This is a genomic window from Streptomyces sp. NBC_01142, assembly GCF_026341125.1.
Classification (GTDB): domain Bacteria; phylum Actinomycetota; class Actinomycetes; order Streptomycetales; family Streptomycetaceae; genus Streptomyces.
Window position 1 is genome coordinate 1,382,925 of the sequence record NZ_JAPEOR010000003.1, and the last position, 13,277, is coordinate 1,396,201.

9 protein-coding genes and 3 pseudogenes are annotated in these 13,277 nt (G+C 69.1%); 10 read left to right on the top strand and 2 right to left on the bottom strand.

Translation table 11 applies throughout. The features are described 5' to 3' along the window. Positions 1-116 precede the first annotated feature (116 nt). Entirely contained in the window at positions 117-1,454 is a 1,338-nt protein-coding gene (locus OG883_RS40460) for an FG-GAP and VCBS repeat-containing protein (RefSeq protein ID WP_266552155.1), read from the bottom strand. 429 nt (positions 1,455-1,883) lie between these two features. Between OG883_RS40460 and OG883_RS40465 the strand changes: the two are divergent. The 10 genes and pseudogenes from OG883_RS40465 to OG883_RS40510 form a co-directional block, all read left to right on the top strand. Continuing rightward, positions 1,884-3,308 (top strand): annotated as a pseudogene (locus OG883_RS40465) (APC family permease). A 184-nt stretch (positions 3,309-3,492) separates the two neighbouring features. Beyond that, complete coding sequence (locus OG883_RS40470; protein WP_266552157.1) at positions 3,493-4,104, top strand: hypothetical protein; 612 nt, start codon at positions 3,493-3,495, stop codon at positions 4,102-4,104. Positions 4,105-4,286: 182 nt separating this feature from the next. Further along, a complete protein-coding gene (locus OG883_RS40475) occupies positions 4,287-5,879 on the top strand; it encodes a sensor histidine kinase (RefSeq protein WP_266552160.1) in 1,593 nt (530 codons plus the stop codon). Then, positions 5,872-6,570, top strand: a complete 699-nt coding sequence (locus tag OG883_RS40480) for a response regulator transcription factor (RefSeq protein ID WP_266552162.1) — start codon at positions 5,872-5,874, stop codon at positions 6,568-6,570. The genes OG883_RS40475 and OG883_RS40480 overlap by 8 nt, the downstream gene beginning before the upstream one ends. A 179-nt stretch (positions 6,571-6,749) precedes the next feature. After that, positions 6,750-7,529, top strand: a complete 780-nt coding sequence (locus OG883_RS40485; RefSeq protein WP_266552166.1) for an ABC transporter ATP-binding protein — start codon at positions 6,750-6,752, stop codon at positions 7,527-7,529. Between the two features lie 77 nt (positions 7,530-7,606). Further along, complete coding sequence (locus tag OG883_RS40490; protein WP_266552168.1) at positions 7,607-10,207, top strand: ABC transporter permease; 2,601 nt, start codon at positions 7,607-7,609, stop codon at positions 10,205-10,207. 220 nt (positions 10,208-10,427) lie between these two features. Further along, positions 10,428-11,123 (top strand): hypothetical protein, encoded by a 696-nt coding sequence (locus OG883_RS40495; RefSeq protein ID WP_266552171.1) that lies wholly within the window; start codon positions 10,428-10,430, stop codon positions 11,121-11,123. 697 nt (positions 11,124-11,820) lie between these two features. Then, positions 11,821-12,054 carry an N-acetyltransferase gene (locus OG883_RS40500; protein WP_266552174.1) on the top strand — a complete coding sequence of 78 codons (234 nt, stop codon included), beginning with the start codon at positions 11,821-11,823 and terminating at the stop codon, positions 12,052-12,054. A 123-nt stretch (positions 12,055-12,177) separates the two neighbouring features. Beyond that, positions 12,178-12,276: pseudogene (locus tag OG883_RS40505) on the top strand (transposase); the annotation flags it as partial. A 55-nt stretch (positions 12,277-12,331) separates the two neighbouring features. Continuing rightward, positions 12,332-12,640 (top strand): annotated as a pseudogene (locus OG883_RS40510) (LysE family transporter); the annotation flags it as partial. 178 nt (positions 12,641-12,818) lie between these two features. Here OG883_RS40510 and OG883_RS40515 read toward each other — a convergent pair. Beyond that, positions 12,819-13,268 carry a hypothetical protein gene (locus OG883_RS40515; protein ID WP_266552177.1) on the bottom strand — a complete coding sequence of 150 codons (450 nt, stop codon included), beginning with the start codon at positions 13,266-13,268 and terminating at the stop codon, positions 12,819-12,821. Positions 13,269-13,277 lie beyond the last annotated feature (9 nt).

Consider the following 13,277-nt stretch of genomic DNA (forward strand, 5'->3'; position numbering starts at 1 on the left):
GCCCCCAGGACCACCTGGCCCGGTTCGTCGCCGATCTACCACGACCCGTCCACCCCGCCCATATCGCCGGTCCCAGTCGCCACATGGTGTCCCAGCGCTCCGCGCTTTGTCTGTGCTCAGTGACCGAAGCCCGAGCCGAATCTGTCGCCCGGCACCGGTTTCAGCCTCAGATCCTCCGGGCCGATCAGGGTCGGCCGGGAGGTGGTGTCGACGCCTGAGGGGCCGCCGCGCAGGATCCGTACATGGTCGTCGGTCGAACGCGAGTTCACCGTGCCGATCGCCAGCTCCGCCGCGCGGTCCCCATTCAGGTCCAGCAGCGCCACCCGGACCGTGGCGGGGAAGCCCGGAACGTTCTGGGCGCCCTTGCCGGTCAGCCCTTCCGGGCCGCCGCGCAGCACCAGGACATCAAAGGTGTTGTCCGCGGACGTGGTGGTGTTGTCCGAGGTTGGTGCGGCGAACGCCACATCGGCGTAACCGTCGCCGTTCACGTCCCCCGTCGCCGGCGCGAACCCGAAGCCGCAGGATGAGGAACTGGGCGAGCCGGGCAGTCCTGGTGTCTTCTCGTTGATCGTCACCGGCTTCAACTCGCTGCTCGCGCCCTCAGGACCGCCGTACGAGATCATCAGCCGACTGCCACCGGCAGGAGTTGCCACCTCGCCGAGGATCTCGCAGGTGAGGCCGACGATCACATCGTCGTGGCCGTCCTTGTTCACATCGGCCGTGAGGGTGTGCGAGCCGAACATGTCCTTGCCCCGCCCGTCCTTGAGGCGGGGGCCCGCGGCCGACAGTCCGTCGGCGGTCCCGCGGTACACGACGGTGGCGCGCGGAACGGGGATCTCATCCGCGAACACATGCGACCAGGTGACGACGAGATCGTCCCGGCCATCGCCGGTCATGTCCCCGACGGCGGTGGGTTCGGCCGTGTAGTACGTCGGGTCGTCGGGGGCGAGGTCGAGGGCCTTCGTACGGCTGGGTATGCCCGTCCGAGTGAAGGGACCGTAGGAGAGGGTGGCCGTGGACGGTGTTCCGCCCGCGGTGACGAGGTCGGCGTAACCGTCGCCGTCGAAGTCTCCTGCGAGTGGCGCGCGGCCGGCCTGCCGCGCCGCGCCAGCGAGCTTGTCCTTGCCGCCCCAGATGACGAAAACTGTGTTGCGGCCCGCCTGGGCGATGAGATCGGCCAGACCGTCGCTGTCGAGGTCGGCGGAGACGGTGCCGGTGCCGAAGAAGCCCCCCTGGCCGGCCTTCCCCAGGTTCAGGCTGTTCTGCGTGATCACCTGCTGTCGCTCGAGGTTCGGACCGTCGGCCGAGGATGAGGACGAGCCGTGCACGACGGCCGCGTAACCGGCAGCGTACTTGCCGTTGACCGTGGCCGAGGTGTCGGTGATGACGAGATCGCTTACACCGTCGCCGTCGAAGTCGGAGTACACGGAGGGCGTGGAGGGCGCGGAAGGCACGGGCGTGCTCGGTCTCGATGTCGTTGTGGGTTCGGCGGGCCCCGGTCCCGGCGCCCCGCAGGCAGTCAGGAGGGAGAGGACGAGACCGGCGACCAGACGTTTCCGCATGAGGGTTAGACCGGTCCCGCCGCCGGATGGTTGTGCTGGGCACGGCAGCGGGCTTCGTACATTCACCGACTGCGAGTCGACGATCAGGGTCACGGGACAGGGCAGCGACCAAGGTTCGTACGGATCCGTCGCCGCAGCTGGTCACGGATCGTCCTCGTCTGCGCGGTGCGGCTGGGAGACCTGGCACCGGGCCGTGACGGTGGTTTCGCAACTCTCCCGGAAACCTCACCTCGGCGACACCGCATGTCGTCTTCCGCCACCGCCTGACCTGGGCCATCATGAGCCGCCATCGGCCGACCGCAGTATGCGAAGAAGTGACTCATGGCAGGGCTCCGGATGGGACAGGGCGTACTGCGCCGCAAGCCCATCGAACAGATCGAAGAAGGCGCTCCGAGCGAGCAGCTCACCAGAACTCTCGGCCTGTGGCAGCTGACGGCCATCGGTGTCGGCGGCATCATCGGTGCTGGGATCTTCGCCCTCGCCGGCGCGGTCGCCAACGGTACGGCGGGGCCCGCAGTGGTTGTCTCGTTCCTCATCGCGGGCGTGGCGAGCGCGGCCGCGGCTTTCTCGTACGCCGAGTTCGCGGGCCTGATCCCGAAAGCGGGTTCGGCCTTACGGCTATGCCGTGCTCGGGGAGCTGGCGGGCTGGTTCATCGGCTGGGACCTGCTGCTGGAGTACACGGCGATCGTGGCGGTGGTCGCCATCGGAATCTCGGGCTACTTCGGCTTCCTCCTGGGGGCGCTGGGGGTGGACCTGCCCGCGTGGATGCTGGGCGCGCCGGGCACGGGGGAGGGGCACCAGGTCGATCTGTTCGCGATGATCCTGTGCTTGTTCACCGCGTATCTGCTCACCCTCGGGATCAAGAACGCCGCCCGGTTCGAGACGGTCGTTGTGGTGCTGAAGGTCCTGGTCGTCCTGCTGGTGATCGTGGTCGGCTTCTTCCACATCGACACCTCCAACTACAACCCGTTCTTTCCGTACGGCATCGGCGGGGCGTTCACGGGTGCGGCGACCGTCTTCTTCGCGGTGTTCGGGTACGACGCCATGTCGACGGCGGCCGAGGAGTCCAAGGACGCGCAGAACCACATGCCGAAGGCGATCATCTATTCGCTGGCGATCTCGATGGTGCTGTACGTGCTGGCCTGTCTGGTGCTGACGGGTATGCAGAACTACACGGAGATCGACCCGGAGAGCGGCTTCTCCACGGCCTTCGAGTCGGTCGGGCGGCCCGGTCTCGCGAATGTCATCGCGGTGGGCGCGATCATCGGCATCCTCACCGTGATGTTCACGTTCATGCTGGGTGTGACCCGGGTGTGGTTCTCGATGAGCCGCGACGGGCTGCTGCCGCACTGGTTCGCGAAGACGCACCCGACGCGGCATGTGCCGGTGCGGGTGACGTGGATCGTCGGGGTGGGCTCCGCGCTGATCGCCGGATTCCTGCCGATCGGCGAGGCCGCGGAGCTGACGAACATCGGCATTCTCCTGGCGTTCGTCGTTGTGTGCATCGCTGTGATCGTGCTGCGTTACCGGCAGCCGGACCTGCCGCGGAAGTTCCGCTGCCCGGGATGCCGTTCGTGCCGGCGATCGGTGTCGTGTTCTCGCTTTGGCTGATCACGTTCCTCGCGTGGCAGACCTGGCTCCGTTTCGCGGTGTGGCTCGTGATCGGCCTGGTGATCTATTTCGGGTACTCGTACCGGAACTCGAACCTGGCCAAGGAGAGCAGGGCCGCGCCGAAGCAGCTGTGACATGACGGCCGCGGCGTGGGCCGCAGCGTGGCCGACGACCGCCGGATCCCGAGCGGGCCCGGTTCGGCCCGGTCCCCTGGGCATCACATGATCAACCCGGACACTCCGCGAGAACGACGGAGCCCTGGTCTCCCGGCTGTCATCGCCGTCCGGGAGCGTGAGCGGCGCGGAGCCCGGCGTGCCCGTGAGGGTCACCGAAATCCGTACGCGAATACCGCGACATGCTTCCAGCTACCGGGTCGCCGAGGTACTTGCCGATCTGGACCTTCTGGACGACGACAGCGCCTTGGCCATCCGCTCCTGGGCCGACCACCGCACCAGCGAACTGCCCGCCGGCTTCGCCAGCGCCGTCCGTGACTGGCTACTGGTCCTGCTCGACGGTGACAGCCGCGCGGCGGCGGCAGCAATGCCCGCTGGCACCGTCGCGCAGCCCTTCGTTGACGCCCTGAGCGAGCTGGTCCAGGCGCAGGCCGACGCCACCGCTTTCCTCGTCCTGCACCGCTGGGCGGAGATCCTGGAGCGATGCCGGGGACGGATGTGTCCGTGGAGGCCGTACAACGCCGTTGTTGCGAGTGGTCTTCGCCGGGTGCCAGCCGCACCGGGCGGAGAGCTCTTTCCGGTGACCCCCGACCACGCGCGCACCCCCGTTACCGAGCTGTTCGCCGGTGACCTGCAAACCCGCGTGTTCGCTGCCATCAACACTCTCTTGGCCGAGGGAGAACCGGGGTCCCGCCGGCGAGGAGGGCACTCTTACCCGTTCCTCTGGCTTGGGGGCAGGGCCTCTGCCTTTCGGTAGAGGCGGATCGTCCGCGAGGCGCAGGGAACCCCCGCACGAAGCCCCCGATAATCGGCGTTATGTCGTCCAGCGCACCACCAGTCATCGAGAACCGCCGCTCCCGAAGCCCCTTCGCGGGGCCTGGGGAGCGGGGGCGGCAGTTGTGGCGGGCGGCGGGTGAGGCGGTCCTGGCCGGGGCGCTGGTGCTGCTCTTCAACACGGGTGAGTCGGAAATCGACGTCAGGCTGAAGGTGGGCTGGGCGGCGGTGGTGGTCCTTGGGCTCATTGGCGTCGGGCTGGTGTTGGTGAGGCGCCGTTTTCCGGTGGCAAGTGTGGTCGGGCTTGCGGCGCTGATGGGGGTGGTGCCGTCCGTGGCGCTGCTGACAGCGGTGGCCGTCTACACCGCGAGCCGGCAGAGGGAGGCGCCGCGGTGGCGTGTGGGTCTGCTGCTGGTGGCGGCTGCCTTGGTGATGGTGACATGTGCGGTGTTCACTCCCGTGCTGGGGCCGGGCAGTTGGTCGTTCGGTCTTGCGCTGGGTGCGGTGCTTGCCGTGACCACGGTCGTGGTGCCTGGGCTGGTTGGTACCGCCGCGGGGCAGCAGGACCGGCTGTTGCGGGCGTTGCGGGAGCGTACTGCTGCTGCGGAGGAGGCGCGGCGGCTGGCGGACAGCGAGGCGCGGGTGCTCGAGCGGTCGCGTATCGCCGCGGAGATGCACGATCTGGTCGGGCACCGGCTGAGCCTGGTCTCCCTGCACGCGGGCGGGCTGGAGATGGTGCTGCGCAAGGAGGCGCCCGAGCTGCGGGACGAGGCCGCTGTGGTGGGCCGTGCCGCCCGTGATGCGATGCAGGAGCTGCGGGAGGTGCTGGGGGTCCTCGGTCCGTTGGAGCGGGATACCGGCACCGATGCGCTGACCGATGCGACGGGTACGCGCGTGGATGTCGAGGCGCTGGTCGAGGAGTCGCGCAGTGGCGGTATTCCCGTCAAGTTCTCTTGGGAGGGGCCGGATGTCGATGCGCGGCCGGCGCGGGTGCGGCGGGCGGTGCACCGGGTGGTGCGTGAGTCGCTGACCAACGTTCACCGGTATGCGGCCGGGGCGCATGTGACCGTCGCCGTCCGCCACGGCGATGAGCGGGTGGAGGTGCGGGTGTGCAACGGCGTGCCGCTCGTGCCGCCCGCCGCCACTGGGCTCGGCACCGGGCGTGGGCTGATCGGGCTGCGGGAGCGGGTGGCGCTACTCGGGGGTGACCTGGAGGCGGGCCGGACGCCCGGTGGTGGCTTCGCTGTGGCGGCCGGCATTCCTGCCGATCCCGGGCACGGCGCAGAGACGGCGGAAGTGGAGTCATACGAGAACAGGCCAGCCGTCGCCGACGGGTCCGGCAGCGGGCTCTCCACCCTCCAGCGGCGCGTTGCTGGTGCCGTCACCGGGCTGCTCGGCCTGGCGGGGGTGGGCGTGATGATGCTGTTCGGGCTCGTGCTGGTGGTCGATGCGTACGGGCCTGTGTACCGGAGCCCCGAAAAGCCCCGGGTGGGGATGTCGCGGGAGCAGGTGCAGCGTTCCGTGGCCGGTGACGACGATGCGGTGCGCGCGGCTGCTGCCGGGCGCGAGCCGCCGCGGCCGGCTTCCGCGACGGACTGCATGTATCCGTGGGGGGCCGGGGTGGCCAAGGGCGGGCGGTTGGAGATCGTCCGTTACTGCTTCCGGTCCGATATTTTGATCGCGATCGACCGTTTCACCGTCCCTATAGTGACCGAAAGGCCGACGGAACCGCCCCGTGGGAGCAAGACGCATGACTGACCAGGCCAACTCTGCGGGCTCCGGTACGGGTTCCGCGATCCGGGTGCTGCTCGCCGACGACGAGGAGATGATCCGGCACTGCGTCCGGCTGATCCTCCGGCACGCCGACGGCATCGAGGTGGTGGGCGAGGCCGTCAACGGCGCCGAGGCCATCCGGCTCGCCGCCGAGGACCGGCCCGACGTGGTGCTCCTCGACATCCGTATGCCCGTGCTCGACGGGCTCGCGGCCGTCGAACCGCTGGTCGCCCTCGACCCCAAGCCGCAGGTCGTCATGCTCACCACCTTCGGCGAAGAGGAGAACGTCACCCGGGCCCTGCGGGCCGGCGCCACCGGCTTCCTGCTCAAGGACGAGGGGCCGCAGGAGCTGATCAGCGCGGTACGGGCCGCGGCAGCGGGGGACGCGGTCCTCTCGCCCGGCGTCACCGGAGCCGTCGTCCGGCGGATGTTGAGCGGCGGCGGGGCTGCGGCCGGGACCGCCGCCCCGGACAGCAGGGTGGCGGGGCTGACGGACCGGGAGCGGGAGGTGATGGTCATGCTGGGGGAGGGGCTGTCGAACCTGGAGATCGGCAAGCGGCTCGGCATCGGCGTGGGGACGGTCAAGACCCATGTCCGGTCGATCCTCGAGAAAACCGGGTGTGGCAGCCGGGTGCAGGCGGCGGTGCTGGCGCACCAGGCCGGGCTCAAGGGTTGAGCACCCGCCGGGGTCGTTGGCTCTCTCTTCGGACAGAGGGGCCGTGGTCCGCGAGGACGACAAGGCCGGGGCGGGTCTGCCCTTCGGTAGGCGGTGCATTCCCGACCTGAGAGCGACGGATACGGGGGTGCGCCGCGGCCACGATGGTCGGGAGTTCCGCACCCCTTCCAGGAGCACTTATGCCGCAGCACGCCACTGCTACCACCCGCCTCCGCACCCCCTCCGTTGCCGCCCGCGCGACGGGGCTGACCAAGGTCTACGGCGAGGGCGAGACCCGCGTGGTCGCTCTCGATTCGGTGACCGTGGAGTTCGAGCGCGGCCGGTTCACCGCGATCATGGGGCCGTCCGGCTCCGGCAAGTCGACGCTGATGCACTGCATGGCAGGGCTCGACGCCTTCTCCGGGGGATCGGCCCGGCTCGGTGACACCGAGCTGTCCAGCCTGAACGACCGTCAGCTCACCAAACTCCGCCGGGAGAAGATCGGCTTCGTCTTCCAGGCGTTCAACCTGCTGCCCACGCTGGATGCCCTGGAGAACATCACGCTGCCGATGGATATCGCCGGCCGCAAGCACGACAAAGAGTGGCTGGAGTTCGTCGTGTGGACCGTCGGCCTTTCCGAGCGGCTGCGGCATCGCCCCTCGCAGCTGTCCGGCGGCCAGCAGCAGAGAGTAGCCGTGGCCCGCGCGCTGGCCGGGCGTCCGGAGATCATCTTCGCCGACGAACCGACCGGCAACCTCGACTCCCGCTCCGGCGCGCAAGTCCTTGGCTTTCTGCGGGAGTCCGTACGCGAGCTGGGCCAGACGGTGGTGATGGTCACCCACGACCCGGTGGCCGCCTCCTACGCGGACCGGGTGGTCTTCCTCGCCGACGGACGGGTCACCGACGATCTGCCCGCCCCCACCCCCGAGACCGTGCTCGACCGCATGCGGCGCTTCGACGCCAAGGGACGGACCAGCTGACGCGCCCCTCCGGCACGGCTTCTCCTCCCACACGGCTCCCTGTCCCCACCGCGTACTTCAAGGACTGACATACCACCATGCTGCGTACCGCCCGGCGCAACGTCCTTGCGCACAAAGCCCGATTGATCATGACCGCGCTCGCGGTCCTGCTCGGCGTCGCCTTCGTCTCCGGCACCCTCGTCTTCGCCGACACCACCGCGAACGCCTTCCGCAACGCCTCTGCCCAGAGCCTCAAGGGCGTGGCCGTCTCCGTCCGGGCGGAGGCAGCCACCGCCACCGATACGGCTGCCCCCGATATGGCGGGCGGCGAGGACGGCAAGCCGGCCACCGCCCTCGACAGCGCGCTGGCGCGGAAGATCCGCCAACTGCCCGGCGTCGCCTCGGTGCGCCCCACCGTCCACGGGCAGGCCACCCTGGCCGGTATGGACGGCCGCCCGGTCAATGCTGACACCAACGGGCAGGACCTGGCCACCAACTACCAGCCCGGCCAGAACGGCAAGGACAGCCGCTTCCCGCTGAAGGAAGGCCGCGGCCCCTCCGCCGAGGGTGAGCTGGCGCTGGACGCGAAGACCGCCGCGAAGGCCGGCTACCGGATCGGCGACCCGGTCCGCTTCGCTACCGACGGGCCCGCCCTGACCAAGAAGCTGGTCGGCATCGTCTCCACCGACGACCCGCAGGTCACCGCCGGCGGCACCCTCACGCTCTTCGACACCCAGACCGCACAGCAACTGTTCCACCACCCCGGCCAGTTCGACGAGATCGCGGTCGCGGCCAAGGACGGTACCGACGAGTACGCGCTGACCGACCAGGTGCGGACGCTGCTCCCCGAGCAGGGCGCCAGGGCCACCAGCGGCGCCGACCTGGCCGCCGAGCAGTCTGCCCAGATCGCCGAGAACACCAGCTCCCTCACCAAGACGCTGCTGGTCTTCGCCGGGATCGCGCTGTTCGTCGGCGTGTTCATCATCGCCAACACCTTCACCATGCTCATCGCCCAGCGCAGCCGCGAGATCGCGCTGCTGCGGGCCGTGGGCGCCACGCGCCGCCAGGTCGTCCGCTCCGTCCTCATCGAGGCCGCCCTCCTCGGGCTCGTAGCCTCCGCCGCCGGATTCGCGCTCGGCCTCGGCATCGCCACCGTCATGCGCCCGCTGCTCAACACGACGGGTGCCGCACTGCCCGACGGACCGCTGGTCATCACGCCCGCGGCCCCACTGGCCTCGCTCGCGGTCGGCGTCCTCGTCACCGTCCTGGCCGCCTGGCTGCCGTCCCGCAAGGCCGCGAAAATCGCCCCCGTGGCGGCGCTCAGCAGCGTCGACCAGGCGCCGCCCGCCCGCGCCCTGGTGGTCCGCAACGCGCTCGGCACGCTGCTCGCCGTGGCCGGGGTGCTGGTGATGCTGTACGTCTCCTCGCTCAAGACGAGCAAGGAGTCGAACCTGATCAGCGCGATGCTCGGCGGCGTACTGACGCTCGGCGGCGTGATCGTGCTTGCCCCGCTGCTCTCCCGGCCGCTGATCGCCCTGGCCGGCAAGGTCACCACGCGCTGGTTCGGTGTCAGCGGCAAGCTGGCCAAGGAGAATGCGCTGCGCAACCCGCGCCGCACCGCCGCCACCGCCTCTGCCCTGATGATCGGGCTCGCCCTGATCACCGGTCTGACCGTCGGCGCCCACTCCGCCCAGCGCGCGATGGACATCGAGGCCACCCAGGGGCTGGCCGCCGACTACAAGGTCAACTACAGCTCCGCCCGCGGGCTCGACGCGGCCGCGGCCGGCAAGGTCGCGCGGGTGCCCGGGGTCGCGGCGGCCGCCCCCGTCACCTCGGCGCAGCTCGACACCCAGGGCCAGTTCACTGTGATCACCGGCACGGACCCGAAGGCGTTCGGCAAGGCCGCACAGCTCGACTTCCGCGCTGGCTCGCTGCACGACATCGGCCCCGGAAAGATCGCGGTTTCCGACGAGTTCGCAGAGCAGGCCGGCCTGCACGTCGGCGACACCATCGATGCCGAGGTGGGCACCGGCGCGGACACCGGCAAGGCCCAGAAGAAGAAGCTGACGGTCGTCGGCATCTACGCCAAGACCCGCGCCGCCGACGAGGTGCTGGGCACGCTGACCGACGTGCTCCCGCACTCCAGCTCCCAGGAGCTTGAGCACGTGCTGGTCAAGGCCGAGCCCGGCAAGGCTGCGGGCCTTGAGCGTCAGATCCGTGCCGCGCTTGGCGACAGCCCGCTGCTTAAGGTCCGAAACCAGGAGCAGCTCATCAAGGAGAACAACGAGTCGGTCACCACGGTCCTCACCATGATGTACGGGCTGCTCGGCATGGCCGTCGTCATCGCGATCCTCGGCGTCGTCAACACCCTGGCCATGTCGGTCTTCGAGCGCACCCGCGAGATCGGGATGCTGCGGGCCATCGGCCTCGACCGCTCCGGGATCCGGCAGATGGTCCGGCTGGAATCGGTAGTCATCTCCCTGTTCGGCGCGGTGCTCGGCATCGGCACGGGCATCTTCCTGGCCTGGGCCGGAGGCAGCCTGACCACGTCCTCGATGCAGGAGTACGAGACCGTCCTGCCCTGGGAGCGCCTGGGCACCTTCCTGGCCCTTGCGCTGATGACCGGGGTCCTGGCTGCGATCTGGCCGGCCCGCCGAGCGGCCCGCCTGAACATGCTGCGGTCGATTCAGCCGAGTTGAGCCAAGAGGGGGTGCGGCACCCCGCAGACCGGGCCGCGTCGGGCTGCCACTCGCGAAACCGCGGCGCGCGATCAGCCCCTGAACAGCCCTTGAAGCCCTCTGAATACCGGCGCGACCGACCAGCGGTCGACGCCCGAGAAGTTCCCGACAAGTCAAGGAGATTCACGTGTCCACACTGTGCACAGCCCCTGCTCGTTGAGGCCGACGGAAGGTCAGTCTGGTGACGGGTGCACTCGCCACCGCCTTCCTCACCGGCATATCGCTGATCGGCTCCCCCACCCCGGCCCGCGCTGCCGACGGCAACACCTTCTTCAAGACCGAACAGGAAGTCTTCAACTTCCTCAACCAGAGCGCGCCCCTGAACCAGAAGGAAGCCGTCAAGGGCTACCCGGCCAGCGGCCAGGGCTCACAGGAGGTCAAACTCGACGACGTCGAGAAGGCCTACCCGCACGACCAGGCACTCAAGGACGTCCCGTCCGTGCTCGGCAGCGGATTCAACCTCCCGCAGAGCATCCCCACCGAGGATCCCGACATCCGCAGGAGCAGCAGCGACGACAAGGAGCCGTGGCTTAGCAACTGGGACGCCAAGTCGATGTGCGGCCAGCCCAGCCATACCCAAGGCGGCGAGCCGATGCCCTGCGGTTTCGTGGGCGTGCTCGACAAGGCGTATCCGACCATGCAGACCTCAGCGGCGGTGATGGGTAAGGCGCAGTTCTCCCAAGACCGGGGCCACGGTCGGCCAGGACACCAGCCAGACCAGCGGCTGGTCTGTCGGCGGAAAGGTCACCTCACAACTGACCACCCCCGGCGGGCCGGGCGGCGGCAATGCCGGAACGGAGCTCAACTTCACCTACAGCGAGTCGACCACCACCACCAACAAGTGGACGACCATGACCGAGCAGAACAACACCTATGACGTCCCGGACGGCGTGTCCGGGTGAGTCGAGGGGCGCGCCAACGGCGGTACGTACATCGGGTACATCGTCTACAAGCTCGACTTCACCGACGGCAACGGTGACCGGAAGCAGAAGATGGCCCTCATCCCGGCACGTGTACTGGTCCAGGCACCCGGCATCGCGGTTCCGATGACGTTCGTCAAACGCCAGGGGTAGCAGCACACATCCCCTGAACCACCTGGGGTGGCCCCGCGTCCCTGCGGCGGATGCACATGGGGCGGGGCCACCCTGCGGGCTGGACGTGCAGCTGACGCCACCTGGTGACGCAGTGGTCGGTATCGGCCTGCCCTGTCCAATCCGATTCCGCATCTTCCGTCCGCTGGCGCCGCAAGTGCGCTGCCCCATGGAGGACACCCGACGCTCACCAGTCCCCACGGAGGAGCCGCACGTCGGTGACCGGTCGACGCCCGGCTATCGTTCGCGGCCCGCGACCACCGATGACGTTCTGGCGATTCACGCGCTGGTCACGTCCTGCGAACGGGAGGTGTACGGGCGGGGTCAGAGCGACGCTGGGGCCGTAGCTGCCGATCTCGCGCGGCCGGGCCTGGTGCCGGAGTCGGACACCGTCCTCGTTCTCGACCCGGCCGGGCGCCTCGTCGCCCGCGCCTGGGCGGACCGGCGCTCCGAGGTGGACGTGCATCCGGCCTGGGGCTGGACGTGCCGGGCACGGACGAGGGCTACCTCGAACAGGTTGCCGTACGCCGCGACCACCGCGGCCGCGGCATCGCCCGGCTCCTGCTGCGACACACGTTCCGCGCCTTCCACCGCACGGGCCTTTGCTCCTGCACCCTGTGGACCCACTCGGACACCGGCGCGCTCGACCTCTATCTACGGGTCGGCATGACGGTCCGGCAGAGCTCCACGGTCTTCCGCAAGGACCTCGGCGTATAGAACCGCTCCGCAGACATTGCTGTGGGCTCGGTGCTGTCGGAACGCCGCTCAGTTCTCCTGGGCGCGGATGACGGTGCGTCGGTGATGGGGAAGACGTGCTGGCCTGCTGGTTCGGAGTGGACCTCCACCGTCACCCGCGCGATCGGAGAGATACGGCCCCTGCTGGCCCAGCGGGGCTGCACGGTGGGGCCGAGTATCCGGCTGCGTACGCTCGCTGACGTCGTCGACCACCTCGGCGTGAGCGGGCAGAGCGCCATCGTTGACGCGACCGAGACCGTCGACGGGCGGAAGGTTGTTCCGACGCTCGTTGGTGATCACCGTCCTGAACCCGAAGGCGATCTTGTTCTTCATCTCGTTCTTCGTGCAGTTCGTCCACCCCCAGTACGCGTACCCGGGGCTGTCCTTCGCGCTTCTCGCATTCGTCTACCAAGTCATCAGCATCGCGTACGTGACCGCAGTGATCCTCGGCGGTACGTATCTCGCCACGCAGTTCCGCCGCCGCCGGAAGCTGTCAGCGGGCCTCACGACGGGGGCGGGAGCGCTGTTCCTCGGTTTCGCGGCGAAGCTGGCCACAACCAGCAACTGAGCGTGGCGCCTGTGCCCCTCACACCCTGGCCGCTTTGCTCGGCGGCTGGGGCGCAGCGGGCAGATTGGTCTCGATTCCTTCACGTGCGATTCGATGTTGGATGCCGCGCTCAGGTAACCATCGTCGCAGGTGGGAGCAGGAGGTACTCCGCCGGAACGGATTCCGGCGGGGCTGTGTATCAGCGCAGTGCCTGCAACTCGTGCATGGGGAACGGGTACCCCCATGCCTTCTGGTAGCCGGATTCACCGACCTCGGACAGCAGCTGTTCGGCCATCGACCGGACGTTGTCGACGAAGCCGCTGGTGGAGACGCGTCCCGCCCACCTGGGCTGTCCGCCGGCCCACCGGTTATCCATGGACTGCAGATCGTCGAAGTAGACGATCTGTACGTAGACCTCGTCCTCCGCACCGGAGAAGAAGACCCGTGTGCCGCTGGGCTCGCTCTCGAAGACCGCGAAGGACGACCTGGATCCGATCTGCAGGTCGCGGGCGGACTGCAGGATGCTCTTGAGCGCGTCGCCCAGGTACGTGGTGTGGACCTCCAGGTCCTCGCCCGCGACGCTCCAACGCCAGGTGGCGCTTCCCGTCCCGATTAGCTCCCAGTGCATGTGCCTCATCTTCTCTGCCATGTCTGGTTC